Origin of the sequence: Xaviernesmea rhizosphaerae (assembly GCF_001938945.1) — a bacterium.
Lineage (GTDB): Bacteria > Pseudomonadota > Alphaproteobacteria > Rhizobiales > Rhizobiaceae > Xaviernesmea > Xaviernesmea rhizosphaerae.
In genome coordinates this window covers 123123-148553 of record NZ_MKIO01000017.1, presented here as the reverse complement: position 1 = coordinate 148553, position 25431 = coordinate 123123, and the positions used below count along the sequence as shown (strand labels likewise).

The 25431-nt window shown below is 62.2% G+C and carries 21 protein-coding genes; 13 read left to right on the top strand and 8 right to left on the bottom strand.

Translation table 11 applies throughout. The annotated features are described in order from the left end of the window. Positions 1-146: 146 nt before the first annotated feature. Both BJF92_RS01575 and BJF92_RS01570 read right to left on the bottom strand, forming a co-directional pair. The gene (locus BJF92_RS01575) at positions 147-1409 is read right to left on the bottom strand and encodes a hypothetical protein (protein WP_143523856.1); all 1263 of its coding nucleotides are present in this window, start codon (positions 1407-1409) and stop codon (positions 147-149) included. Between the two features lie 295 nt (positions 1410-1704). Further along, positions 1705-5910 (bottom strand): glycoside hydrolase 5 family protein, encoded by a 4206-nt coding sequence (locus BJF92_RS01570; protein WP_075633004.1) that lies wholly within the window; start codon positions 5908-5910, stop codon positions 1705-1707. A gap of 936 nt (positions 5911-6846) precedes the next feature. Here BJF92_RS01570 and BJF92_RS01565 point away from each other — a divergent pair. The 3 genes from BJF92_RS01565 to BJF92_RS01555 all read left to right on the top strand — a co-directional run bounded on the left by BJF92_RS01565 (position 6847) and on the right by BJF92_RS01555 (position 11156). Beyond that, positions 6847-8169 (top strand): hypothetical protein, encoded by a 1323-nt coding sequence (locus BJF92_RS01565; RefSeq protein WP_139790742.1) that lies wholly within the window; start codon positions 6847-6849, stop codon positions 8167-8169. 436 nt (positions 8170-8605) lie between these two features. Next, positions 8606-9634 (top strand): LacI family DNA-binding transcriptional regulator, encoded by a 1029-nt coding sequence (locus BJF92_RS01560; protein WP_075633002.1) that lies wholly within the window; start codon positions 8606-8608, stop codon positions 9632-9634. Positions 9635-10148: 514 nt separating this feature from the next. Then, positions 10149-11156 carry an NAD-dependent epimerase gene (locus BJF92_RS01555; protein ID WP_075633001.1) on the top strand — a complete coding sequence of 336 codons (1008 nt, stop codon included), beginning with the start codon at positions 10149-10151 and terminating at the stop codon, positions 11154-11156. Positions 11157-11162: 6 nt separating this feature from the next. Here BJF92_RS01555 and BJF92_RS01550 read toward each other — a convergent pair whose 3' ends face one another. The 6 genes from BJF92_RS01550 to BJF92_RS01525 form a co-directional block, all read right to left on the bottom strand. Further along, positions 11163-11972 carry a DUF1206 domain-containing protein gene (locus BJF92_RS01550; RefSeq protein WP_075633000.1) on the bottom strand — a complete coding sequence of 270 codons (810 nt, stop codon included), beginning with the start codon at positions 11970-11972 and terminating at the stop codon, positions 11163-11165. Positions 11973-12191: 219 nt separating this feature from the next. Further along, complete coding sequence (locus BJF92_RS01545; protein WP_075632999.1) at positions 12192-13169, bottom strand: adenosine deaminase; 978 nt, start codon at positions 13167-13169, stop codon at positions 12192-12194. Then, positions 13166-14386, bottom strand: a complete 1221-nt coding sequence (locus BJF92_RS01540) for a phosphopentomutase (protein ID WP_075632998.1) — start codon at positions 14384-14386, stop codon at positions 13166-13168. Before BJF92_RS01540 ends, BJF92_RS01545 begins: the two co-directional genes overlap by 4 nt. A 219-nt stretch (positions 14387-14605) precedes the next feature. After that, positions 14606-15199, bottom strand: a complete 594-nt coding sequence (locus tag BJF92_RS01535) for a TadE/TadG family type IV pilus assembly protein (protein WP_078057786.1) — start codon at positions 15197-15199, stop codon at positions 14606-14608. Further along, positions 15199-15801 carry a TadE/TadG family type IV pilus assembly protein gene (locus tag BJF92_RS01530; protein ID WP_075632996.1) on the bottom strand — a complete coding sequence of 201 codons (603 nt, stop codon included), beginning with the start codon at positions 15799-15801 and terminating at the stop codon, positions 15199-15201. The genes BJF92_RS01535 and BJF92_RS01530 overlap by 1 nt, the downstream gene beginning before the upstream one ends. Positions 15802-16151: 350 nt before the next feature. Further along, positions 16152-16562, bottom strand: a complete 411-nt coding sequence (locus BJF92_RS01525; protein WP_075632995.1) for a pilus assembly protein N-terminal domain-containing protein — start codon at positions 16560-16562, stop codon at positions 16152-16154. A gap of 342 nt (positions 16563-16904) precedes the next feature. Between BJF92_RS01525 and BJF92_RS01520 the strand changes: the two genes are divergently transcribed. The 10 genes from BJF92_RS01520 to BJF92_RS01475 all read left to right on the top strand — a co-directional run bounded on the left by BJF92_RS01520 (position 16905) and on the right by BJF92_RS01475 (position 25408). Next, positions 16905-17078, top strand: a complete 174-nt coding sequence (locus BJF92_RS01520) for a Flp family type IVb pilin (RefSeq protein ID WP_075632994.1) — start codon at positions 16905-16907, stop codon at positions 17076-17078. Further along, positions 17078-17251, top strand: coding sequence for a Flp family type IVb pilin (locus BJF92_RS01515; RefSeq protein ID WP_075632993.1), 174 nt, complete (start codon positions 17078-17080; stop codon positions 17249-17251). Before BJF92_RS01520 ends, BJF92_RS01515 begins: the two co-directional genes overlap by 1 nt. Beyond that, positions 17251-17421, top strand: a complete 171-nt coding sequence (locus BJF92_RS26375; RefSeq protein WP_078057785.1) for a Flp family type IVb pilin — start codon at positions 17251-17253, stop codon at positions 17419-17421. Before BJF92_RS01515 ends, BJF92_RS26375 begins: the two co-directional genes overlap by 1 nt. A 293-nt stretch (positions 17422-17714) precedes the next feature. Further along, the gene (locus BJF92_RS01505; protein WP_075632992.1) at positions 17715-18230 is read left to right on the top strand and encodes an A24 family peptidase; all 516 of its coding nucleotides are present in this window, start codon (positions 17715-17717) and stop codon (positions 18228-18230) included. A gap of 178 nt (positions 18231-18408) precedes the next feature. After that, complete coding sequence (gene cpaB, locus BJF92_RS01500) at positions 18409-19218, top strand: Flp pilus assembly protein CpaB (protein WP_075633022.1); 810 nt, start codon at positions 18409-18411, stop codon at positions 19216-19218. Then, positions 19218-20756: a type II and III secretion system protein family protein gene (locus BJF92_RS01495; RefSeq protein WP_075632991.1), complete on the top strand. Its 1539-nt coding sequence runs from the start codon at positions 19218-19220 to the stop codon at positions 20754-20756. Before cpaB ends, BJF92_RS01495 begins: the two co-directional genes overlap by 1 nt. Positions 20757-20768: 12 nt before the next feature. After that, positions 20769-21476: a CpaD family pilus assembly protein gene (locus BJF92_RS01490; RefSeq protein ID WP_075632990.1), complete on the top strand. Its 708-nt coding sequence runs from the start codon at positions 20769-20771 to the stop codon at positions 21474-21476. Between the two features lie 20 nt (positions 21477-21496). Next, positions 21497-22777, top strand: coding sequence for a CpaE/TadZ family protein (locus BJF92_RS01485; RefSeq protein WP_075633021.1), 1281 nt, complete (start codon positions 21497-21499; stop codon positions 22775-22777). Positions 22778-22950: 173 nt separating this feature from the next. Continuing rightward, positions 22951-24396 (top strand): TadA family conjugal transfer-associated ATPase, encoded by a 1446-nt coding sequence (locus BJF92_RS01480; protein WP_075632989.1) that lies wholly within the window; start codon positions 22951-22953, stop codon positions 24394-24396. Positions 24397-24400: 4 nt separating this feature from the next. Then, the gene (locus BJF92_RS01475; RefSeq protein WP_075632988.1) at positions 24401-25408 is read left to right on the top strand and encodes a type II secretion system F family protein; all 1008 of its coding nucleotides are present in this window, start codon (positions 24401-24403) and stop codon (positions 25406-25408) included. The last annotated feature ends 23 nt before the right edge of the window (positions 25409-25431 follow it).

The following is a 25431-nucleotide window of genomic DNA, read 5'->3' as shown; positions in this document are numbered from 1 at the left end:
TGCAACCGTTATCTTTTGGTTGTGATTTATGAGTCCTGAGCCTAGAGCATCAGACCGAAAAGTGGGAACCGGTTTTCGGAAAAACCTGACGCAAGAACAAAATCCAGAGCAGCGGCCTGCACGTGATCGTCGGTCTGCGTGCGAACTCAGGCGAAGCGGCGCGCGTAGAGCCGGGCGCACAGAAATGTCAGGGCGAATTCGCCGATGGCAATGCCAGCGAGCGAGAGAGCGGCGTGCCCGGGCGGCAGGGCCAGAACGATCAGCGTCGTGCCGATCAGGCTGATCGGCGCGGCGTAGACAGAGGCCATCGAAAGCGCACGAAAATGCGCGCCTGCCTGAAGCGCCGCTGTTTCCGGGCCGCGCAAGCTGCGGGCCAGAGTGATCACAGCAAGGAATGCTGCGGCAAGGACCAGTTCGTCCCGATCATAGGCGCCGGTTCCGATCAGGCCCGGCAGCAGCCAGAGAATGGCGGCGACCAGAACGATATTCACAAAGCAGATGCCAAGCGAGACCCCGCGGAAAAGCCGGACGGCGCCTCGAAGCACATCGCGCTGGCGCTCAAGGAGCGCGGCGGCCATGCGCGGCCGTTCATACTGCGTCATGGCCTGAACGACGATATTGGCCGGGCGATAGAGAAGCGTCAGCGCCGCGATCGGCGCATAGGCGGAAGGGCCCAGCAGAAAGCCGACGAGATAGGAATGCGCATTGGCGGTGGCCTCCGTCGTCAGCACATTCAAGAGCAACCAGCGCCCATGATCGCGCAGGCTGTGCAGGTAGGGCGTCAGGCTCGCCGCTCCCAGCGTTTCCAGTGCGAGGCGGCTGGCCGCAGGCAGGATCGGACAGACCGTCAGGCAGCCGAGGATCTGGACGATCACGACGGAGACATTGCTCATGCGGCCGGAAACAAGCAGCAGGCCGGCGCCGGCCAGCACGACAACGCCATAGACGGCATCGGCCAGCATGGCAGGCCGATAGTTTTCCCGTGCCAGTTCTGCTGAGCGCAAGAAGAGCCGCACGGCGCTGAGAACCACGAGCAGCAGGAACAGAGCGGCAAAGCCGCGCCCTGCGCCGAGGCCTTCAACGATGGCGGCACTGAGGGCGCCAAACAGGACGGCGCACAACAGATTCGCCTTCGAAAAGCTGCCGAAATTGGCGCGCCAGGCTTCCGGCCGCGCGGCATGAACCTGGATCGGCGTGGCAAAAAGCGCCATGCACAGGCTGCCGCCGAATTGCAGAAAAACCTGCGAAAGAGCGAACACGCCAAATTCCAGCCGCGACACCTGGCTTTGCAGCAGGAAGACGAGCAGGAAATTCGCGCCGGAATAGATCAGCGCGGAAAAGATGCCCGAAAAGCGCGCGAGCATATTCCAGCGCTGCAGCCGCCCCCCGCTCGAACCTCCCTCGCTCATGCGGCCGGCGCGGCTGCAGGGAGAACGCGCTGAGACGGGTTGGAGAACATCAAGATGGAGATCCTGTCAAAGCTGGGACGATCGACCAAAAGGCGGGAGCGTGCTTTTGGTTGAATCCGATGCGCAGACAAAAGTCGAGAGCATTGGGCCGAAAACAGGGCGCGCTCGATGCTCTCTCATGTGCAGGGCGTACGTGCCCGGACGCGCAGCCGGTCTCGCACGCATGACGCGGGCGAGGATGTCCCCGCCCGCGTCTTTTCCTGTCAGGCTCGCGCCAGAAAAGCCTGGAGCCGCGTCACACGAAGAAGAAGTGGTCTGCCGTCACGCTGGAGACAATGGTGTTGCTCAGAACGATGCTGTCGTCCTTGTCGAAGCTGATGACCGTATCAAGACCCTGCTGGGACAGATGCAGATCGGAGAAACTTCCGGCCCAGCTCTTGTCGAGAACGACATGGTCCTGCGCCCCGTTTACCAGATTGAAGCTGACCAGCGTATCCTTTCCTCCCTCATAGACGAAGCTGCCGGACACCGTATTGCGGAACTGGATGGTGTCGCTGCCTGCCCCGCCGTGAAAGGTTTGCTTGTCGGCATAGAGCGTGATGTCATGGCTGCCGTCCGAATGGGCGAGGTTGCTCACCAGAAGCTTGAGCATGTTGTCATAGCTGTCGGTGCGGATGTCGCCGGTTCCATTCGTCAGATAGGTATCGACAACCCGCGAATTGTCGGCCGCGGTATCGACATGCGCGGTGATCTGTCCCTTCACATCGTAATAGTAGAAGTCCTTGGAGCCGTCGGCATGGCGCTCTTCGCGATAGTCGAAGGTACCATCGGCATGCAGGCGCTCGAGCAGCGTGATGTTGCCGGCCTTGTCGGCCACCTGATGCACGGTGGTGTAGCTCAGCCCCACCTTGTTATAGCTCATGTAATCCACGCTGCCATCCGGGGCCTTGATGGTCTGGGCGGTGAGAATGCCGGCGACAAAGGTTTTGACCGTCAGCGTGCCATCGGCCGCCTGCACCGTGCTTTGCGCCATCTTGCCGGTCAGGGCATCGTAGGCCAGCGTGGTGCGGCCGCCATCGGTTCCCACCGTCACATCGTTGAGCAACGCGCCCTTGGCATCATAGAAAAGATATTCCTTGGTCCCGTCGGCCTTGGTGATCTCGCGATAATCGGGCGAGCCATCCGCATGGCTGCGCTGGATGTCGATGAGATTGCCCTTGGCATCGACCGTCTGCACCTCTGTGACATAGGTCTTGCCGGTGAGGCCGTAGAGGGAATTCTTCTGCGAACCATCGATGTACTTTTCGTACTGCCGCGAGAGCACGCCGTCGACATAAAGCTTGGTGATGCCGCTGCCATCGGCATTCTTGACGATGTCGGACGTGACCTTGCCGCTGGTGGCATCGAAGGTGACGGTTTCCTGCGCGCCCGACTTGAATTGGATCGAGACTCCCGACTTCACGCCCGAGGAATAGGTGGTCGTTTCGACGTTACCATCCTTTTCGACGATCATGCGCGCAAGCTTGCCTATGGTCGCATCATAAGTGAGTGTCGTGCGGTTGCCAGCGGCATCGACCGTCACATCGTTCAGCAGATTGCCCTTGGCATCATAGAAGAGATATTCCTTGCTGCCATCGCTCGCGCTGATCTCATGATAATCGGGCGTCCCATCGGCATGCACACGCAGCAGATCGATCATCTTCCCTGCTGCATTGAGGGTCTGAACCTCGCCCGTATAGGTCTTGTCCGTCAGGCCATAAATGGCATTTTTCTGCGATCCGTCGGCAGATTTTTCGAACTGGCGCGATAGAACGCCGTTGACATAGAGCTTGGTGACGCTGCTGCCATCGGCATTTTGCAGGCTGTCGGAGGCGACCTTGCCGGCAGCATCGAAGGTGAGCGTCTTTTGAACGCCGGACTTGAACAGCGTGCTCACGGCAGTCTTGATGCCGGCGATAAAGGTCGTCGTCTCGGCACTGTCGCTCTTCTCGACAATCGTGCGTGAGAGTGTGCCGGTAGCTGCATCGTAGGTCAACGTTGTGCGGCTGCCATCCGCTCCGACCGTTACATCGTTGAGCAAGGCGCCCTTCGGGTTGAACGACAGAAACTGTTTTCCGCCATCGATTTTGGTGATTTCCCGGTATTCGAACGTGCCGTCGGCATGCACACGCTCCAGCAGTACAATCTTGCCGGCTTTGTCGACGACCTGATGCAGCGTGGCGTAGCTCAGGCCTGTCTTGTTATAGCTCGTATAATCGGCGCTCCCGTCCGCCTTCTTGATGGCTTGCGCCGTCAGGACACCATTGACGAAGGTCTTTACCGTCAACGTTCCATCGGCAGACTGGAGCGAACTCTGCGTCATTTTGCCGGTCGCCACATCGTAGCTCAGGGTCGTGCGCGTGCCGTCGGTGGCAACGGTCGCATCACCCAGCAATCGCCCTTGAGCGTCGTAGGACATGTAGTGCTTGTTTCCAAGCGCGTCGGTCTTCTCCCGGTAGGCAAGCGATCCGTCGGCGTGGCTGCGCAGGATGTCGATCAGATTGCCCTTGGCATCGACAGTCTGCACCTCGTTGACATAGGTTTTGCCCGTCAGACCGTTGATGTAGTTCTTCTGCGAGCCATCGGCGTATTTTTCATACTGCCGTGAGAGCACGCCGTTGACATAAAGCTTTGTCACGCTGCTGCCATCGGCATTCTTCATCACGTCGGAGGTGACCTTGCCGCTGACCGAATCGAAGGTGGCAGTTTCCTGCGCGCCTGATTTGAATAGAGTTGAGACGCCCGTCTTCACGCCCGCGGAATAGGTGGTCGTTTCGATGTTGCCGTCTTTGGCGACGATCATCCGGGCAAGCTTGCCGGTGACGGCGTCATAGGTCAGCGTCGTGCGGCTGCCGTCGAGGGCAACCGTCACATCGTTGAGAAGCGCGCCCTTGGCATTGTAATAGAGATATTCCTTGCCGTCGCTGCGGGTGACCTCGCGATAGGCAGGCGTTCCGTCGGCATGGCTGCGCAACAGATCGGTGACCTGCCCCTTGGCATTCACGGTCTGCTTTTCGATCGTGTAGTCGCGACCGACAATGTTGAAGGCGGTATAGACGAAGCTGCCGTCCAGGGCGACCTTGCATTCACTGACGATCTTGCCGTTGGAAAGCCCGTAATCCGTCCGGCTCAGCAGGTTGCCGGCCTCATCGAAGGTCTGGACCTTTTGCCAGGTCGCCTCGCCATAAGTAACGGAGAACACCGTATCGCCTGCAACCTTCGACAGAAGCGCGCCATATTTCTGAATGATGTGCTTCATGGTCTCGACAGAGGAGACTTTCAGCACTTGGCTGTCGCTCAGCGTGATCGACTGGATGCCGGAGGTTTGCGCCAGGGTGTCGATCTTGGCCACGAAATCGGCCGAGGTCATCGTCAGCTTGCTGTTGGCGGCCTGCGGCGGCGTTTCGACCACCGGACCTTTCGCCCCGATTTCGACGATCAGGGCGTGATCGCTCAACGGCAGGGTGATGCTGCGCACATCGTGATAGGTCGCGATCGGCGCCGTGCCCTTCAGCGGATCGTAGACATAGACGACCGACTGGACCTTGCCGAGATCCAGGCTGGTATTGGCGGTTCGCGGCGTAAGATCCTGCTTGGTCTTCTCGTCCCAGACGATGGTGTCGCGCCAGACGACGATATCGTAGACCCCGGCGGATTTCTGCATGACCATGGAGTGCGTCTGATCAGGCGCGCCGCTGAGCGCATAGTCGAAGACCGTTCCCGCCTTTGCCGTTCCGTCGTCGCCGAAACGCAGGATGGTGGTGAAGTTGTGCAGGGCAGTGGCAGCGAGCTTCGGCGTCCCGTCTTCGTGGAAGAGGCCGAAATAGACCTCCATATCGCCACGATAGGCGCTGTCGCTCGTATCGAGGAGCGTATGAATATAGGTTTTCTGCGATCCGTTCTCATAGGCATTGAGGAGATTGTTCAGGATCAGCTTGGCCTGCGCCGTCTCGCTTGCACCAAGGCCGGCGGCGGACTGATAGGTGGTATAGCCCGTTTCCGTGACGATCAGCGGATCCTTGCTGGAGGCGCCCTGTGCCAGCCCCATCGAATATTCCATGCTCGGATCACCGAGCGTGCCCGTATGCGGGTAGGCATGGGCATTGGCGAAATCCGAATACTGGCCGAGATCGCCCAAGGCCTTGTAATCGGCGAGGCTGTCATGGCTGATGCTCAGATTGATGACCGAGACATTGCTCAGCCCAGCCGCACCCTTGACCGCGCCATAAAGCGCCTTCTGAAAAGCGGCGGCCGCTTCCATGGTAAAGGCGTGGTCGTAGATCGAATTGCTGACATTGGCCTCGTTCAGCCCTTCCACCGTCAGGATGGCCCCGGGATGTGCGGCCTGAAACGCCTGAAGCGTGGCGACATACGAGGCCAGAGCCGGCGCACCGCCATCGGCGATCGAGGCCGATGTGACGAAATCGAACTTGATGCCGGCCGCGGCCATGGCATCGATCACCGGCTTGCCTTGCCCCGCGGCAGGCAGCGTATCTCGTACAGAGCTAATACCGAGGTATTGAAGACTGGAAATCACCAGACTTGAATTCTTGTATCCATTTATTGAATAGCCACCGCTCGTATTGATCCCAATGGATCCGACGAAGGATGCTGCACTCACTGCCGTTGTATTATTCGCCGGACTCAAGGCCATAGTCGATGGTCTCCGATTTGAATGATCGAAGACTACGATGGCCGGCAAAAAGAAGGCTTAGAGAATTAATTCGACTTTAATACGCATTCTAACTTTAGCGCGCAGGGCCCGCGCATCCGCTCAAACGGCCCATCAGCAGCGCGCGCCACCGCATTGATTTTGCACGGGGTCGGGAGGAGAAACCGATCGCGTTCCACGGGAACCGCGTTGATCATCAGCCTTGTTTAGGAGCCTGCCGAAAGGAAAGGAGTTGACGGGAACGGTTACATAATGCTTTGTGCATTGCAGCAAAATGAAGGGAAATTGCGCCTATCATTGACATCAAACTGCCATATCCAATCGCGTCGGCTTTCATAGCCACCGCTAATGGACAGTTTGCCGGCCGCAAAGGTTCTCCTTGCAGAGTAAGGACAGCTTTGGGTATTCTCACAAAGAGTTCGTTGCGGCTCCATTGATTGACTCGGCCCTGAATTATGTTGACCTGGCGGCTCAACCTCTCTTGGAGAACGATAAATGGGCCGTGTCAGGCCAGTATCGCAGGGGCGTTTGGGCCCTATTCTAGGACGGCGCTGACAAGGCAACGCCTGGGAACTCGCTCCAAACAGCCTGATATCACCAAGTGCGCGCCGCTACTCAAGGGCAAAGGTATGCCTTGGATCACAAAGTGATTAGTAGGGCATGAAAATCAACGGAAATGCAACAAGAGGGGCGTGACGAGACGCCTTGCGACATCGGGAAGCTGGGATGAACTATATAGACGTCTCAAAATCAGGGCAGATCGACTCTTTGAAGGAGTTCTACTTCAAGCTTTCCGTTTGCGCGATGACGCTGTTCTGCCTTCGCGACGGCTTCACCGGTTCAATCCGATTCTACATGCAGAAAGCGCACGTCGGCTTCTTATGGTTCATTCCTGACCTGATGGCCTTCGGCTGCCTGCTCTTCTTCACGTATTTTCATATTGTGCGGGAAAGAAATCCAGCTGGTATATTCTTCATCATCGCCTTCTGGTGGTCGGTGTTCGTCAGCGTCTTCTTCATGAACGATACGGTTTTCACGCTGTTCTCGTCGATCAAGATGTTCATTCCGATGTTTGTCGGATTTTCTTTCTACGAACGCAACATCACGGACATTCGCTGGTTTCAGGTCTTCTCTGTCTTCATTTTTATGGCGTCAGCCATCGGAGTCATTCTCAATCCCTATGTCGACTATCCCTGGCTTGGACAGGAAATCGACAGTTTCGGATTGACGCGTCAGGCAACCAAGCTCTGGTGGGTCGATGGTGTGCCCCGCTATGGCGGTTTTGCCGGTGACAGCACCATGGCCGCCTTCATGATGCTGTTTACCTATCTGCTGATTTCGCCCTATCGAAGCGTGCTGTTCAACGTCATCTGCTGGCCGATCCTGGTCTATGCGCTCTACCTGACGAACAGTAAGACGGCGATCGGGCTTTTCAGCCTTTTTGCCATTCTCTATCTCTACATGAACACGATCCCCCAGCCCTTGAGAATCAAGGTTCTGAAGCTTTTCACGCGCCTGTCCTTCATTGCGCTGTTCGTTCCGCCCTTGCTCATGGTAACGTTAGGCGGCGTCGATCTCGGTGCTATCAGCCCTAATCTTCTCAGCCTCGCCGACCGCATCAACAATACATGGAATGGTCCGTTCATATTTGTTTCTCAGTATTTTCCGATTGGCATGTTCGTCGGATGTGGCATGGGTTGCTACACCTATACGATGAACTACACTGCATTGCAGCCTTTCTATCTTCCGCTTGATAATTTCTATCTTGCGACATTTATCATGATGGGCTATCCCTTTCTTCTTTTCATTATTTTCTTGTCCACACGCGTCAACCTCATGCGCGACCCGGTCAAGCTTTCAATGCTCATGCTGTGGAACGTCTATTCCGTGACGGTGCAGGGTTATGGCCCGTCCTATGCAACCCTGATTTACGGCTATGCGATCAGCGAAGTTTTCGGCCGCATCATCCTGCGCCGGGTGCCGCGTCAGCAAGCGCGGAAGCCGACCTACGCCGTGACGGCGATGGAAGGCCGGACTGTAAAACCCTGAACCTCCGATCGACCAGGCCCCCGGCGATACGAACGCGGCTTGGTAATTGATGTCAGGCGCAAAACGGAGCCGATAGGCAACGCCGCCGGAAGCGGTTTTCGGCGCGCAAGGAAGCGATCCCCGCATGCCGGAAAGCGGCCCGACAGCCCGCCTATCAGGCAAACTCCTGAAAACCAGGCTGTCTTCGCCGGCCCGCTTGTCGAACCGTTTTCCCCTCTGGATCGTCAGCCTGCAGATGTGCGAGCGACATCGAACACGGATCGAAACAGCGGTGGATCGCCGCCAGGAGCTGTGATAGTCAGCAACGTCAGCGAGGCTGCATCAAGGCTGTAGGACAAGGATTCTGCGCTTGATGCCGTTTGCCAAAACGGTTCGATAGCCGGGGTCGTCCATTGCTCTGGAATGGCGCTGACATTGGTCGCAGGAGGAGTTCATCATGGCGACGATCAGGGACGTGGCGCGTCATGCCGGGGTGGCGATCTCGACGGTCTCGCTGGCGCTGAACGGCACCGGGCCGGTGAGCGCGGAGACCAGGGCGCGCATTCTCGAAGCCGTGGCCGCGGTGAATTACTCGCCCAACCTGATGGCGCAGAATCTGAAGCGCGGGCAGTCGAAGCTGATCGGGCTGGTGCTGGGCGACCTCGGCAATCCGTTCTTCGGCCGGCTCCTGCGCACAGTCGACCGCAAGATCTCCCAGGCCGATCACATGCTGATCGTCGCCGACACAGACAGCGATCCCGACCGTGAGATCCGCACGCTGAACCAGCTCAAACGCCAGCGCGTTGCCGGCATCATCATGGCGCCGCTGCGCAATGACAAGGAGTTCGTCGCCTATCTCAATGCGATGGACATTCCGGTGGTTCTGATCGACCAGGATGTCGAAGGCGCGCGGCTCGACTTCGTCTCCTCCGACCATCAGCTGGCCGCCGGCATGCTGACGGACTATCTGCTGCGGCTCGGCCATGGCCGGCGCATCGCCTATCTCGGCGGCATTCCGGGTTTTTGGACCGCGCAACAGCGACTGATCGGCTTTCGCGCGGCGATGGCGCGGGCGGGTCTGGATGTCGATCCCGAGCTGGAGGTGGTGGCCGATTACAGTGCGGAAAAGGCCTATGACCAGGTCAGCCGGCTGATGTCGCGCCCAGTTCGGCCCACCGCCTTCCTTGCGGCCAACAATTTCATGGCGATCGGCGCGCTTCAGGCGGTCAACGATCTCGGCTTCCGCTGTCCTGAAGATGTCTCGATCGCCGGCATTGACGGCGTGCCATGGGGCAGCGTCATCAAGCCGCGCATCACCACGGCCGAACAGCCGATCGAGGAACTGGCTGGTCTCGCCGCCAGCTGGATGCTGGAGCATGTGCAGGGCGAGGTCATGGCCGGAGCGGCGAACCGGCGCCACATCGCCCTGCCGCGTCTGGTGATCGGCCAGTCCTGCGCGCCGCCGGCGGCGTCGCATCCGCGATGAGGCGGGGCGGTCCGGCGGGCAGTTGGCAAGCCCGCAGCCAGCTTGTATAGCGGCGGCACCTGTCCGCCACTCCTATCTAATACCAAGTGTCGATGATAGGGACCTATAGGATGGCTCTGGTGTGGTTTCTGGCTAGGCGCGGTGGGCAGCGCGATGCTGTCGCATCGGGCAAGCATCGCAACGACGCCAGAGACCACAGCTGAGCCACCTTCGGCAGGCTTTCCGGGTCTTCTGGCGTTGTCGAGGCTCTTGACCGATGCAGTGGCATCGATCTGCGAACCTCTCCTAACCAGAAAACCCGGAAAGCCTGTCCTATAGGTTCCTATCATCGACACTTGGTATAAGTGGCAGCGTCATGGCCTCAAGCGGGACGGCCTGGAGCGGGATGGCGGAGAAGGCGTGCGGCTTTTGCCTGAAAACCCGCGCCGACTTTTTGATTTGTGTCGCATCGGAGCGTCCGGAAAGGCTGAATGCGCTTTCGGTTCGATGCTCTCATGCCAAAGCGGGGTGTCCCATGCGTTATCTCATCACCGGCACGGCCGGCTTCATCGGCTTTCATCTCGCCCGGCGCCTTCTCGATGCCGGCCACTTCGTTGTCGGCTTCGACGGAATGACGCCCTATTACGACGTGTCGCTGAAAGAAGCCCGCCACGCCACGCTGGCGCGCTCCAATGGCTTCAAGGCCGTCATCGGCCAATTGGAAGACCGCGCGGCGCTGGAGCGGGCGGGCGAACTGGCCGAGCCCGACGTGATCATCCATCTCGCCGCCCAGGCCGGCGTGCGCTACAGCCTGGAAAATCCGCGTTCCTACGTGGATTCCAATCTGGTTGGCTCGTTCAACATCCTCGAGCTTGCCCGCACGCTGCAGCCGAAACACCTGATGCTGGCCTCCACATCATCGGTTTATGGCGCCAATGAAAAAATACCCTTCGCGGAAAGCGACAGGGCTGACGAGCCAATGACGATCTATGCCGCCACGAAGAAGGCGATGGAGCTGATGGCGCACAGCTATGCCCATCTGTTCAAGGTGCCGACCACCGCCTTCCGCTTCTTCACGGTCTATGGCCCCTGGGGCCGGCCGGACATGGCGCTGTACAAGTTCACCCGGGCCATTCTGGCGGGCGAGCCGATCGATATCTATGGCGAAGGCCGCATGCGCCGGGATTTCACCTATATCGATGATCTTGTCGACAGCATCATCGCGCTCTCGGCCGTGGCGCCGTCGGAGGACAACCGTGTGACGACGGAGGGCGTGATCGACACGCTTTCGCACCAGGGGCCGTTCCGCGTCGTCAATATCGGCGGCGGCCAGCCGGTGGCGCTGATGCGCTTCATCGAAATCCTCGAGGAGACGCTCGGCCAAACGGCGCTGCGCAACATGCTGCCGATGCAGAAGGGCGACGTGCCGCAGACCTTCGCGGCGCCCGACCTCCTGCTGGCGCTGACCGGCTCGAAGCCGGAAATTCCGCTGGAACAAGGCGTTCCCGCTTTTGTCGATTGGTATAAGTCCTTCTACGCCTGAAATCGTTCAGGCACCGACAGCGCGAAGCTTGAAGCGGCCCGCATCGGGAATGCGCCGATAGCGGGCCTCGATCAGGCTATAGAGCCCGAAGGCGAACAGGCCGAGCGCGGCGAAGCCATACAGCGCGCCGCCGAAGGGCAGCGCCCGCACCCAGGCCATGGCGTCCGTCAGGCTGCCGGCCTGGGACGGATCGACCAGAACAGCGGCCAGCAGGAAGAAGCCGCCGGTGATAAGGAAGACCGCGCCGCGCGCGAACAGGCCATAGGCGCAGATCAGGTCGAGCTTTTCGGCGTGCGCCGGCGGCAGCGCCACATATTTGCGATAGCCGCGCTTGGCGCCCTTGACGATCTGGGCAATGCCGGCGCCGACGATGCAGCATCCGACGATCCCGGCAAGCCAGCGGCCGAAGGGCTGGCCCATCAGCCAGCTGGCAAGCCCTTGCTCTCCCCCGCCCCCGCCGCCGGACGGCATGGCCAGCGCATGGGCGCCTGCATAGAAGGCCAGGCTGACATAGGTGGCGGCACTGACCAGCAGGCCGGCCCGGATCAGATAGCCCTTGGCATTGTCAGGCTGGCGATCGGGATTGACCGCCGCCTGTACGGCGCGCCAGAGAACGAAGCTGACGAGACCGAGCGCCACCAGAGCAAGCCAGACCCGCCCGAAGGGCTGCGTCAAAATCAGATCCAGGGCCGAGCGCGCCTCGACATTGCCGCCACCGGCACCAAAGGCGGCCAGCAGCGCCATGCCACCCACCAGGAGATAGACGACGCCGCGCGCGCCATAACCAAGCTTTGCCAGGATCTCCAGCCGTGTCATCACATCTCCCCCTCTCTCGGTCAGCCAGACCGAACGCGGCAGAGGGCTGCGGGTTCCACGTGAATCCTTCGCCGGCGCAGCGCGCCTGAGCGCTGATTGCTGCCGCTAGAGCATCGGACTGAAAATCATACGCAGCTTGCTGCTGTAGGCTTTTGTTTCCGCAGCGGATTTATCCGAAAACCGATTTCCACTTTTCGGTCCGATGCTCTCGCGAAAGCCTCAGCCCGCCAGCCTGGCCAGAAGCACGGCGCGGGCCGGCTCGTCGATGAAGGCGGCCTCGATTGCGGTGCGGGTCATGGCGTCGATCTCGGCAGGGGAGAAGCCGAAGACCGAGGCGGCCATCGCATATTCCTGGGCAAGCGAGGTGTCGAAGAAGGGCGGATCGTCCGAATTCAGCGTGACGCGGCAGCCGGCATCGCGCAGGCGCTTCAAGGGGTGGCTGTCGAAGCTGTCGAACACGCCGAGCGCGATGTTGGAGCCGGGGCAGACCTCGAGCACGACGCCCTCCTCGGCGATCCGGCGCACCAGCGCCTCGTCCTCGATGGCGCGCACGCCATGGCTGATTCGGCTGGGGCGGACATGATCAAGCGCGTCGCGCACGCTGAAGGCGCCGGCCATTTCGCCGGCATGGATGGTGAGACCCAGACCGGCATCGCGGGCGATATCGAAGGCGCGGGCGAAATCGGCGACGTTGTGCATGCGCTCCTCGCCTGCCAGATTGACGCCGGTGACCAGGGGATGCGGCCGACGCGCGGCATAGGCGGCCGTGCGCTCGGCACGCTCGGGGCCGAGATGGCGGATCATGGTGATCAGCATGCGCGCTTCGATGCCGGTCTTTTCCTTCGCTGCCAGAATGCCGCGGCCGAGGCCGTCGAGATAGGCATCGGCGCCGATCCCGATGGCCTCGCCATGATCGGAGGAGACGATCAGCTCGGCATAGATGGCGCCGGCTTCAGCGATCTCGGTGAGATAGGCTTCCGCCAGCGCCGCATAGTCCTCCGGTGTGCGGAACAGGCCGGCCACGCGATCATAGGCCTGGATGAAATCGGCGAAATCGCGCCAGACGTAACGGCCATCGGCGATCGTGCCGCTGATGTCTACGCCGTAGCGTTCGGCCTGCCGCTCGGCCAGCGCGATCGGCGCGGCGCCTTCGATATGCAGGTGAAGCTCGGCCTTTTTCAGGGTCTGCGTGGTCATAGGAAGCTCTTTGCGTGGAGGCCGGGAGAAATTCCCAGATGGCGGGCGATGGTTTCGCCGATCGGGGCGAAGCCCTCGATCAGACCGAGGGAGCGCGGGGCGATGCCGGGTCCGTAAGCGAGAACCGGCACACGCTCACGCGTATGGTCGGTGCCGCGCCAGGTCGGATCGCAGCCATGGTCGGCGGTGATGATGACGAGATCGCCCGGCTTCAGCAGGCTGTCGAATTCGGGCAGGCGGCGGTCGAAGGCTTCCAGCGCCGCGGCATAGCCGGCCACGTCGCGCCGATGGCCGTAGACCATGTCGAAATCGACGAAATTGGTGAAGACGAGATCGCCCTCCCCGGCCGCCTTCGCCGCCTCGAGCGTCGCATCGAACAGCGCCATGTTGCCATTGGCCTTCCACAGCCGGCCGATGCCGCAATGGGCGAAGATGTCAGCCACCTTGCCCACGGCATGGACGGTGCGGCCGGCCTCGCTCAGCCGGTCCAGCAGGGTCGGCTCCGGCGGCGGCACGGCATAGTCGCGGCGGTTGCCGGTGCGGGTGAAATCCGCGGCGCTGCTGCCGGTGAAGGGGCGGGCGATCACGCGGCCGATATTGCGGTCGTAAAGCAGGCGGCGGGCGGTCTGGCAGATGCCATAGAGCCGCTCCAGGCCGAAGCTCTCCTCATGCGCCGCGATCTGGAAGACGGAATCGACCGAGGTGTAGCAGATCGGCTTGCCGCTGCGCAGATGCTCCTCGCCGAGCGCGGCGATGATCTCGGTGCCCGAGGCATGGCAATTGCCCAGAATGCCGGGAAGATCGACCTCGCGGCAGAAGAGATCGACGAAGTCCCGGTCGAAGGCCTCGCCCTCGCTGGGAAAATAGCCCCAGTCGAAGGTGACGGGCACGCCGGCGATTTCCCAATGGCCCGAGGGCGTATCCTTTCCGCGTGACAGTTCGCTGGCCGCGCCATAGGACGCGTCGATCGCATCCGGTTTCGGCATGCCGGCCAGCCGGCGCCAGCTGGCCAGTTCGGCTGCATGCACCAGGCCGCGGGCCGAGAGATGGGGAAGCGACAGCGGCCCCTGACGAAGCCCCGACCGGTCGGCCGCACCGGCGGCGCAGAATTCGGCGATGTGACCGAGCGTGTCGGCACCCTCGTCGCCAAAGGCGGCCGCATCCGGCGCACCGCCAATGCCGAAGGAGTCGAGCACGAAGAGAAAGGCACGCGCCATGGTCGTTTCCGTTTTCCAAAACCGGCCGGCCCGCCAGAGCCATCCAGCCGGACGCCCGCCGGACCTGTCCGGCGACGGTTGATTTGCAGGAGACATAGCCTATCGGCTCGAAAACCGGAATCGCTTTTGCCGGGACGGATCCCTATCGCAAACCGCCGGTCTGCCGGGCGTGGAAGGACCGCGCGGGCTGGAGAAGACCCCGCAGGCGGATTTTCCGGATCAGGGGCAATCCGAACAGGTGATGCCCGAGCCCACGCGCTGGCGGTAATAATAGGTCTTGGAGATGGAGAAGGCGCCGGCCTGCCCTTTTCCCTGCATCATGTCGAGCATCTTCATCCGGTAGGGCACCGACAGCTCGGTGCGTACGACGAAGCTGCTGTCCATGCTGCCATCCTGCGGGACGCTGACGGAGGAGTCCTTGGCATAGGGCGTGCCGCCAGCCTCATCGCGCGACCAGCGCACCTGACCCTGGCCCGAGGAGTCCACCGCGATGCCCGTGATCTTCATCTTGACGTTTGCCGCGACATAGGGCGCCATCAGCGCGCGCACGACGTGGGGCATGCCATCCAGCGTATCGACCGAGACCAGGGTGCTCTGCGTGAGAAGATCGGAAATCGTCGCGGCGGCGCGGGCCGTCTTGCGCGACACGCTGAAGCCCACCGACGCCTCGAACGCCCCGAGATAGGCGACGAGCAGCATCGGGGCGATGAAGGCGAACTCGATGGCCCCTGCCCCACCCCGGTCACCCAGGAGGCGGCCGGCGCGCGCGCGCAATCGCGCGGTCACAGGGATGCGTGGGACCTCATCGCGCATCAATATTTCTCCGTCCGGAAGGCCGTGGTGGCGACCATGAGATAGTCGCGCGGCCGGCTGCTGCCCGCGGGCCGCAGATTGGTGATATAGGGACGGACGAGGTCGGTGACGACGCGCCAGCGATAATAGGCCCGCACGATGTTGATAGCGCCCGAGCCGCCGGGCGCATAAGCGAACTGGCTCGTATCCAGATCACCATCGGGCGCATTGCCGATCCGGGGAACGGCCTCGGGAAGGCTGGCGAAATCCTTGAAGCTGCGCACGTCGAGAAAGAGCTTTTCCGGCGTGTCGACCTCGCTCGAGGAGCAGGTCATCATCGCGGCGATCTCGGTGCAGAACTGCCGGCGGAACTCCGCCTGGCTGGTGGTCGTGGTGATCTCGCCGGTGCGCAGCTTGCGCGCCATGACCTCGGTCGCATTCGCCAGCAGTTGTTCTCCGGCAAAAGCGACCGAGGTCTCGATCAGCGCGAAGACGACCATCAGGAAGGGCAGGATGAGAATGGCAAATTCCACGGCCGCGGACCCGGAGCGCTCCTTAAGGAAGGACCGACCGCCACCCTTGCCGGACGGAAAGCGGAGATAAGGCGTTTCTGTCATCTTCATGCCGTGGCGTTCCCGTCGGGCGACCGGCCCGCAACGCGTAGGATCCTCATTCGCTGTCCCGCAGCATCGCCGGCAGGCGCCAGCGGCAGGCTGCGCGCGATCAATGGGAGCCTTTCAGCGCCATGATCGCCGGCAAGCGCTTAAGGATGCCTTACACAGGAACACCCCGCAGCATGACACCGATTTTCAGACCGAGACCCCGGCAGTCGCCGTAGCATGGCCATACAGACGAGGGGTTGAAGGCCTGCGCGCAAAACAGATGCAGGCAGATGATCGATCTGCGCCCGAAAGACACCAAGTGTCGGGGCACCTCCCGTCGCCTGTCGGACGAGGGCGGCGCGTTGCGGCCATCAATTGTTCTTGACGACGGGCAGCGGCGCGCAGACCGGCGTGCAGGTCTGGATGGTCGGTACGACCGAGCGGTAAAGCCGCAGCACATAGTCCTCGTCATGGGCGACCAGGATGCGCTCGTCGACGACCGGCTGGTCGTCGCTGTCGAGGATGACGAGATTGGTCATGCCGGCATTGCGGCCGGTCAACACGATGGTCCGCGGATCGGCCACGGTGGCGTCTGCAATGGCGGAATTTCCAACGATAACCTTGGAGACCGGACGATCGAGCTTGAGGACGCGCGCATGGTTGAGGAAGACCCGCATCGGCGCCTGGCCCTCCGCCCGCGCAGGCATGGGCGCCGGGGCAAAAAACACCATCGCCACAGGCAGGCAGAGAAGGAGCGCGCGGCAAGAGGCGGACAGGGTCATGGTCGTCTTCCGAAGCTGAAGGCACCCGGCCGATGCAGGTCCCTCTTTCCGCCCATCTTCGCGCAACTTGGTGAATGAATGCTTAAGCAGGACGGACGCCTTTCGCCCTCATGCCAGTCTTTCCAATTAAATTATTATAAAACAAATAGTTGATCGTAAAACGCCTCGCTTTCGGGTCCTGCCCCGCGCAAAACTTTGCGCATAGAGGCAAAGCCTTCACCTTTGATTCACCTTTCGACTTAAGCCGATCGCAAGTGCGTGATCCTATGGTTCTCATCGACCGGCGCGACCGCGCGGTTGTTACTGCCTCGCGAATGCCAGAAGACATCCAGGAGAATCGTCATGACAAATCTTTTCAACCGCTTTCTGAAGGACGAGTCCGGTGCGACCGCGATCGAATACGGCCTGATCGCTGCCCTGATCTCCGTCGCTCTCATCGGCGGTGCCAAGGCACTGGGCACCCAGCTCAACACCACCTTCACCAACCTGAAAACCACTTTGGCGAACAACAGCTGATGAAAAACCGACTCAGTACCTTCCTTCAAGACCGCTCCGGTGCGACGGCCATCGAATATGGCCTGATCGCCGCCCTGATTTCGGTCGCGCTGATCGGCGGCGCAAAAGTTCTCGGCACGCAGTTGAACACAACGTTTACCAATCTGAAAACCACACTCGAGAACAACACCTAATGCTGCTCCTGCTTTGTCGGCTGATCGAAAATCGTTCCGGCGGCACGGCAATCGAGTACGCACTTCTCACGGGCGTTATCGGATTGGTCGTGGCAGGCGGAATGACGGCTCTTCGGACGGAGCTTAGCAACGTGTTCACGACCTTGGCGGATGCGCAGAAGACCCCCTGACGCATGTCGATGCGTCGGGTCACGCCATAAAAAAGCAGGCGCGGAGAGCGTCTCGCCGCGCTTTAGACACGCTTCCCGATGGCTCGCTGCCTCAAACGGCGACGGCCTTGAAGCGAGCCTGAATACACAGTCCCAATGCAGACGGGACATCAGTCCTTCTTGACGGGAACTCACTCTCGAGCGTCAGCTTCGACACCAACACATCCCGCCCGTTTTCGATTTGTTAGGCGCAGGCAGCGAAAATCGCGGCATCAGAATGTGAAAAGCGGATCGCACCGCGGGATGCCCTCCTCATGATCCAGGCCGCCATCTTCGTCGTCGTTCCCTTGTGTCTGGCCTTTGCCGCCTTTTCCGACCTGTTCACGATGACGATCCCGAACCGGGTCTCGGCGATCCTTCTGGCCACCTTCGTGGTGGTGGCGCCGGCCAGCGGCATGGATCTTTCCACGATCGGCCTGCATCTGGCAGCGGGCGCCCTGGTTTTTGCCGTCTGCTTCGTGCTGTTCTCGCTCAACACCATGGGCGGCGGCGATGCCAAGCTGCTGACGGCCTCGGCGGTCTGGTTCGGCCTCGACGCTTCCCTGCTCGACTACCTCCTGCTCGTCAGCGTCTGCGGCGGATTGCTGGCGGTCGTCATTCTGGTGCTGCGGGGTCAGCATGCCCTGCTCCAAGCCTATGGGCTCCGGCTTCCCGCCACCTTCGAGGCGAAGAACAAAATCCCCTATGGCATTGCGATCGCCATCGGCGGTTTTCTCGCCTATCCGGCCTCACCGCTGATGCAGACCGCATTGAGCATCGCGGCGCGCTGAGACCGCCTTTCGCCCTGCCTCAATCCCCCGATATGCCGCGCCCCTGCCGGTCAGGCGTCCGGCGAAGCTCCAATCCTTAATATTAACCCTTTCCGCCAGTGACTTATTAACCATAAGTACACTTCTACCCCCCATGCTGGAGCGCATCAGACAAGCTCCAAGTGTGGGACTGCCCTTCATGAAGCCCGTGCGCATCATCATCATGGCCATCGCCGTCGCCTCCGCGGGTACGGCCGGCATGCTCGCGCTCAATCTCAAGGGCACGCAGACGGTGATCTCGGAAAAGGTCGTCGAACGCGCGCCAACCACGCAGGTCCTCGTCTCCAGCCGCAGCCTGCCCGTGGGCGCCCGGCTGACGGGCGCAGATCTGCGCTGGATGCAATGGCCGAAGGACGGCGTCATCGACGGATTCATCACGCAGGACGGCCGCCCCGGCGCGATCACAGATCTGACCGGCGCCGTGGTGCGCCTGCCGATCTTCTCCGGCGAGCCGCTGCGCGCCGAAAAGATCGCCGACAGCTCCAGCCGCATCCTTTCCTCGCTTCTGCCCGCGGGCAAGCGCGCCGTGTCGACCAACATCACGGTGGCCACGGGCGCCGGCGGCTTCATCCTGCCCAATGACCGGGTCGACGTGATCATGGTGCGCAAGAACGAGGGCAGCACCTATTCGACGGAAACCGTGCTCTCCAACATCCGCGTGCTGGCGATCGACCAGCAGATCGAGGAGGCGCGTGATGGCACCAAGTCGGTGGTGGGCACCACGGCCACGCTGGAGCTGACCCCCGATCAGGCCAAGGTGATCAACGTCGCCCAGCAGATGGCGGAGCGCCTGTCGCTCGCCCTTCGCAGCCTTGCGGATGCGCAGGAGCCGGACACGGCGGCGGCCGAATACCTCATCAATGGTGGCGACCGCCATGCGGTGCAGGTCATCAAATCCGGGACGATCGTCACCACCGATCAGACCACAACGGCAAGCACGGCACGCTGATGCGCAGACGAGGATTGAACGTGACACGGATCGGACAGCGCCTGCGCACCAGCGCCGCCTGCGCCCTCGCGCTTCTCAGCGCCTTTTCCAGCCTGCCGCTCGCAGCGACCCCGGCGCTGGCCGGCCAAAGCGTGCTGCGCATCACCGATGCCGGCCCCGGCATGAAGAAGAGCATCAAGCTCGGGTTGAACAAGGCCCTGGTCGTGGACCTGCCCGAAGATGCGCAGGACCTCCTGGTCGCCGATCCGACGCTTGCGGATGCCGTCACCCGCACCGCCCGGCGCATCTATCTCTTCGGCAAGGCCGTGGGACAGACCAATATCTTCATCTTCGGCGCCAATGGCCGCGAGATCGTCAGCCTCGATCTTGAGGTCGAGCGCGACATTACCGGCCTCCAGGCCAATCTGCGCCGCTTCCTGCCCGATTCGGACATCCATGTCGAAATCATCTCCGACAACGTGGTGCTGACAGGCACCGTGCGCACGCCGCTCGATTCGACGCGTGCGGTCGAGCTGGCTCAGGCCTTCCTCAAAGGCGGCGAGGCGACCACGCGCAACATCACCGCCCAGGGCAGCAATGGCGATGCGGCGATCTATGCCGAGCGGCGCCAGCAGAGCCAGATCGTCAATCTCCTGCGCATCGATGGCGAGGACCAGGTGACCCTCAAGGTCACCGTCGCCGAAGTCTCGCGCCAGGTCTTGAAGCAGCTCGGCTTCTCCGGCTCGGTCACGAGCGATGGCGGCGATGGCATCACCTTCCGCAATCCGGTCAACCTCGGCAATGCGGTCAATCCGGTCGCCTCGGCGATCACCGGCGCGATCGGCCATAGCGGTCTGAACTTTGCCAGCTATCTGAACGCCATGGAGCAGGCCGGCGTCATGCGCACGCTCGCCGAGCCGTCGCTGACGGCAATCTCCGGCAAGGCCGCGGAATTTTCCGTCGGCGGCGAATACCGCCTGCCGAACTCGCAGGAGATCGACAAGGACGGAGCGATCACCCGCAGCAGCGAAACCGTCGAATACGGCATCGCGCTGAACTTCACCCCCGTCGTCCTCGGGCCGGGCCGCATCAGCCTGGATATCGAGACCAGCGTCTCGGAGCCGACCTTCGACGGTTCGGTCGTCAACGGCAACAGCAACCGCGTTCCCGGCCAGACCTATCTGTCGCTGCGCAAGCGCGTGGCCAAGACCAGCGTCGAGCTTCCCTCCGGCGGCTCCATCGTCATCGGCGGCCTGGTGCAGGATAACATCCGCCAGGCCATGTCGGGCCTGCCGGGCATCTCCAAGATCCCTGTCTTCGGCACGCTGTTCCGCAGCAAGGATTTCGTGCGCAACGAGACCGAGCTCGTGATCATCGCCACGCCCTATCTGGTCAAGCCGGTCGCCCGCAGCGCCATCTCGCGCCCGGACGACAATTTCGACCCGACCGGCGATATTTCGGGCTACTTCCTCGGCACCGTCAACCGCCTTTACGGCAACCGACAGGCCGCGGCGCCCGCGGGCGCCTATCACGGCAATGTCGGCTTCATCTACAAGTAAGCGGGAACGGACATGACCTCTCGACGGCTCTTCCCCCTCCTCCCGGCCCGCCGGACGGCCTTGGCGCTGACGCTCGGCCTCGGTGCCGCGCTTGCCGGCTGCGCCAACAAGGATGCGACCACCACCGGTTCGCTGCCGGACGACTACCGCACGCGCCATCCGATCGTCATCGCCCAGGCCGAGCATGCGCTCGACGTGCCGATGGCGGCGGGCGACCATCGCCTGACCACCGGCGCGCGCGATGTGGTCAAGGGCTTCGGCAACGACTATCTCGCCTCCTCCTCGGGCCCTGTGCTGATGATGGTGCCGGAAGGCGCTCCGAACGGCTTTGCCATCTCCTCGATCAAGCGCGATGTGCGCGCCGCCCTGGTGAGCACCGGCGTTCCCGCCGGCAAGATCGTCGAGACGCGCTACCAGGCCCAGGCAAGCGGCGATGCCGCGCCGATCCGGCTCAGCTACAATGCCGTAACTGCCAAGACCGGCCCCTGCGGCCAGTGGCCATCCGACCTGGTGCTCGATACGGCCGAAAACCGCAACTACCAGAATTTCGGCTGCGCCAGCCAGTCGAACCTGGCGGCCCAGATCGCCAATCCGATGGATCTGCTCGGACCGCGCGCCATGTCGCCGATCGACACGGTCCGGCGTGAGCAGGCGATCAGCGACTATCGCGGCGTCAAGTCGTCGTCGAGCAACACCACCATCACCTTCACGAACAACTGAGGCCGGTCCTGGAGCCCATGATGAACGCGATTGACTATGCGCTCGACAGACAGCCCTCCGCCGCGCCGGAGGCACCGGCCGGCGAGGATCTGGCGGCGCTGCGCCCGCTGCCGCGCATCTCGATCCATGCCTTCTGCGCCAGCGACGAAACCCAGAGCGCCATGGAAGCCTGCGGCCGCGACCGCCGCATGACCAAGGTGAACCTGAAGATCACGCGTGGGGGCGTGGCGGCGGCGGCCAGCATGTTCGCCAATCTGTCGACGCCCAACCTGATCATCCTGGAAACATCGACCGAACCGCACAGCCTTCTGCAGGAACTTGCGCCGCTGGCCGCTGTCTGCGACCCGAGCACCAAGGTCGTCATCATCGGCCGCCACAACGATATCGCGCTCTATCGCGAGCTGATGCGCAACGGCATTTCCGAATATCTGGTCACGCCGGTCGGCATGGTCGAGATCATGGCGGCGATCGCGGGGATCTTCGTCGATCCCGATGCCGAACCGCTCGGCCGCACCATTGCCTTCATCGGCGCCAAGGGCGGCGTCGGCTCCTCGACCATCGCGCATAATTGCGCCTTTGACATTTCGCATCTCTTTTCAAGCGAAGTCGTGATTGCCGATCTGGACCTGCCCTATGGCACGGCCAACATCAATTTCGACCAGGACCCGCCGCAGGGCATGTCCGAGGCGGTCTTCTCGCCCGAACGGCTGGACGAGGTGTTTCTCGACCGCCTGCTGACCAAATGTTCCGAGCATCTCTCGCTGTTGGCGGCCCCCTCCATGCTCGACCGGGCCTTCGACTATCCCGCCGATGCCTTCTCGCCGCTGATGGACGTGCTGCAGCGTTCCGCGCCGGTCTCCGTGCTCGACGTGCCCCATGCATGGAACGACTGGACCCGGCAGGTGCTGGCCAATGCCGACGACCTGGTGATCACCGCCGCACCCGATCTCGCCAATCTGCGTAATGCCAAGAACATGGTCGACACGCTGCGCAAGCTCAGGCCGAACGACAAGCCGCCGCACTTCATCCTGAACCAGGTGGGCATGCCCAAGCGGCCGGAGGTCGCGCCAGCGGATTTTGCCGAATCGCTCGAACTGGAGCCGGCGGCGATCATTCCCTTCGACGCGGCCCTCTTCGGCCAGGCGGCCAATAGCGGACGCATGATCGCCGAGACCGACCGAAAGTCGCCGGCGGCGGAAACCTTCGCACAGCTTGCCCATCTCCTGACAGGACGCGTCACCGCCAAGAAGGCGCGCAAGGCCGGGCTGTCGGGCGTGCTGGATGCGCTGCGCCGGCGCTAGGGCATCGGACCGAAAAGCGAGAACCTGTTTCCGGAAAAATCCGATGCGAAAACAGAATTCTAGAGCATCGGAGAGGCAGCCATACGCAGGCCGATGCTTGAGAATGATGGGAAAAGACGTTCGCCGGCTCCCCGGCGGGCGCGCCACTGAGGACATGAAGCGAGAGACATCAGATGTTTGGCAAGCGCTCAGGTGAAGGCTTCGGAAAGGCTCCCGCTACAGGCTCAGCGCCGGCGGCAGCACCCGCCCGTGCGCCGCAGCCGGCCGCGACCACCGAACTGGTGCGCGAGACACAGGCCGCGCCCCAGCGCGCACCCGAGCCCGCTCGCCGCCGCCCGCGCGACGATGATTACTATGGCACCAAGGCCCAGGTCTTCTCCGCCCTGATCGATACGATCGACCTGTCGCAGCTGTCCAAGCTCGATGGCGAAAGCGCGCGGGAGGAAATTCGCGACATCGTCAACGACATCATCACCATCAAGAACTTCGCCATGTCTATCGCCGAGCAGGAAGAGCTGCTCGACGATATCTGCAACGACGTGCTCGGCTATGGCCCGCTGGAGCCGCTGCTGGCGCGCGACGACATTGCCGACATCATGGTCAACGGGGCCGGCCAGGTCTTCATCGAAGTCGGCGGCAAGACGCTGGAGAGCGAGATCCGCTTCCGCGACAATGCCCAGCTCCTGTCGATCTGCCAGCGCATCGTCGGCCAGGTCGGCCGGCGCGTGGACGAAAGCGCGCCGATCTGCGATGCGCGCCTGCCCGACGGCAGCCGTGTCAACGTCATCGCCCCGCCGCTGGCCATCGACGGCACGGCGCTGACCATCCGCAAGTTCAAAAAGGACAAGCTCAAGCTCGACCAGCTCGTGCGCTTCGGCGCGATCACGCCGGAGGGCGCCACGCTTCTGCAGATCATCGGCCGCGTGCGCTGCAACGTCCTGATCTCGGGCGGTACCGGCTCGGGCAAGACGACGCTTCTCAACTGCCTCACCGCCTTCATCGACACGCATGAGCGCATCATCACCTGCGAGGACACGGCCGAACTGCAGCTGCAGCAGCCGCATGTGGTGCGCCTGGAAACCCGTCCCCCCAATATCGAGGGCGAAGGCGAGGTCACCATGCGCGACCTCATCAAGAACTGCCTGCGCATGCGGCCCGAACGCATCATCGTCGGCGAAGTGCGCGGCCCCGAGGTCTTCGACCTCCTGCAGGCGATGAACACCGGCCATGACGGCTCGATGGGGACGCTGCACGCCAATACGCCGCGCGAGGCGCTGGGACGTATCGAATCGATGATCGCCATGGGCGGCTACACCCTGCCCGCCAAGACCGTGCGCGAGATCATCGCCAATTCGGTCGACATCATCATCCAGGCGCAGCGCCTGCGCGATGGTTCGCGCCGCATTACCCAGATCACCGAGGTGACCGGCATGGAAGGCGACGTGATCATCACCCAGGATCTGATGCGCTACGAGATCGACGGGGAGGATGCCGGCGGCCGGATCATCGGCCGGCATGTCGGCACCAAGATCGGCCGTCCCGCCTTCTGGGAGCGCGCCCGCTACTTCAACGAGGACAAGCGGCTGGCTGTCGCCCTCGACGCCCTCTCGCAGGACTAGCGCCATGGCCGGCTTCGATCCCACCATCCTGATTTTGTGCCTGTGCATCGCGGTCGCCGTCGGCGGCGTCGCCTATGCGCTGTTTTTCCAGCAGATCGAAACCCAGAAGAAGGCGCAGAGCCGCCTGCGCAAGGTGCAGGCCACCGAGACCGACCGGGTGAAGGTCCGTCAGGCCCGCGACCGGATGAGCGAAATGTCCAAGCGGCGGAAATCCGTGCAGGATTCGCTGAAGGATCTTGAGCGAAAGCAGCAGGAAAAGACCGCCAGCAAGGCCACGGTGAAGATGCGGCTGCTGCAAGCCGGCCTGACGATCACGCCGATGCAGTTCCATCTGGCCGGCGGCGCGCTCGGCCTTCTGGCCGGTCTCGTCATGCTGATCCTGACGGGCCAGCCCTTGCTGGCGCTGGGCGTTATCCTGCCTTTGGGCGTGGGGCTGCCGCGCTGGGTGCTCGGCTTCCTGATCAAGCGCCGCGCGGCGCGGTTCCTGGATGAACTGCCCAACGCGCTCGACGCCATGGTGCGGGCGGTCAAGTCCGGCCTGCCGCTCAACGACGCCATCCGGCTGATCGGCACGGAGGGACGCGAACCCGTCAGAAGCGAGTTCCGCCGCGTGGTCGAATCCCAGCAGATCGGCCTGACCATTCCCGAGGCCTGCCAGCGCATGAGCCAGACCATGCCGCTGGCGGAGGTGAATTTCTTCGCCATCGTCATCGCCATTCAGGCACAGGCCGGCGGCAATCTCTCCGAAGCCATCGGCAATCTGTCCAAGGTGCTGCGCGAGCGGCGCAAGATGAAGGCCAAGGTCCAGGCCATGTCGATGGAGGCCAAGGCATCGGCCGCCATCATCGGCTCGCTGCCCTTCATCGTCTCGCTGCTGGTCTACCTGACCACGCCGAGCTACATCGCCATCCTCTTCACCGACATGCGCGGACATCTGATCCTGGCGGCGTCGCTGGTGTGGATGGGCTGCGGCATCATGATGATGCGCGCGATGATCAATTTTGACATCTGAAACGATCAGGCCACCATCAACGC

Coding starts and splice junctions, on each gene's coding strand:
- BJF92_RS01515 (WP_075632993.1), top strand. CDS start 17,078: ATGAAAAACCGACTCAGTACCTTCCTTCAAGACCGCTCCGGTGCGACG.
- BJF92_RS01480 (WP_075632989.1), top strand. CDS start 22,951: ATGTTTGGCAAGCGCTCAGGTGAAGGCTTCGGAAAGGCTCCCGCTACA.
- BJF92_RS01525 (WP_075632995.1), bottom strand. CDS start 16,562: ATGACCCTGTCCGCCTCTTGCCGCGCGCTCCTTCTCTGCCTGCCTGTG.
- BJF92_RS01575 (WP_143523856.1), bottom strand. CDS start 1,409: ATGAGCGAGGGAGGTTCGAGCGGGGGGCGGCTGCAGCGCTGGAATATG.
- BJF92_RS01560 (WP_075633002.1), top strand. CDS start 8,606: ATGGCGACGATCAGGGACGTGGCGCGTCATGCCGGGGTGGCGATCTCG.
- BJF92_RS01535 (WP_078057786.1), bottom strand. CDS start 15,199: ATGCGCGATGAGGTCCCACGCATCCCTGTGACCGCGCGATTGCGCGCG.
- BJF92_RS01565 (WP_139790742.1), top strand. CDS start 6,847: ATGAACTATATAGACGTCTCAAAATCAGGGCAGATCGACTCTTTGAAG.
- BJF92_RS01485 (WP_075633021.1), top strand. CDS start 21,497: ATGAACGCGATTGACTATGCGCTCGACAGACAGCCCTCCGCCGCGCCG.
- BJF92_RS01555 (WP_075633001.1), top strand. CDS start 10,149: ATGCGTTATCTCATCACCGGCACGGCCGGCTTCATCGGCTTTCATCTC.
- BJF92_RS01530 (WP_075632996.1), bottom strand. CDS start 15,801: ATGAAGATGACAGAAACGCCTTATCTCCGCTTTCCGTCCGGCAAGGGT.
- BJF92_RS01490 (WP_075632990.1), top strand. CDS start 20,769: ATGACCTCTCGACGGCTCTTCCCCCTCCTCCCGGCCCGCCGGACGGCC.
- cpaB (WP_075633022.1), top strand. CDS start 18,409: ATGAAGCCCGTGCGCATCATCATCATGGCCATCGCCGTCGCCTCCGCG.
- BJF92_RS01545 (WP_075632999.1), bottom strand. CDS start 13,169: ATGACCACGCAGACCCTGAAAAAGGCCGAGCTTCACCTGCATATCGAA.
- BJF92_RS01475 (WP_075632988.1), top strand. CDS start 24,401: ATGGCCGGCTTCGATCCCACCATCCTGATTTTGTGCCTGTGCATCGCG.
- BJF92_RS26375 (WP_078057785.1), top strand. CDS start 17,251: ATGCTGCTCCTGCTTTGTCGGCTGATCGAAAATCGTTCCGGCGGCACG.
- BJF92_RS01540 (WP_075632998.1), bottom strand. CDS start 14,386: ATGGCGCGTGCCTTTCTCTTCGTGCTCGACTCCTTCGGCATTGGCGGT.
- BJF92_RS01520 (WP_075632994.1), top strand. CDS start 16,905: ATGACAAATCTTTTCAACCGCTTTCTGAAGGACGAGTCCGGTGCGACC.
- BJF92_RS01550 (WP_075633000.1), bottom strand. CDS start 11,972: ATGACACGGCTGGAGATCCTGGCAAAGCTTGGTTATGGCGCGCGCGGC.
- BJF92_RS01495 (WP_075632991.1), top strand. CDS start 19,218: ATGCGCAGACGAGGATTGAACGTGACACGGATCGGACAGCGCCTGCGC.
- BJF92_RS01505 (WP_075632992.1), top strand. CDS start 17,715: ATGATCCAGGCCGCCATCTTCGTCGTCGTTCCCTTGTGTCTGGCCTTT.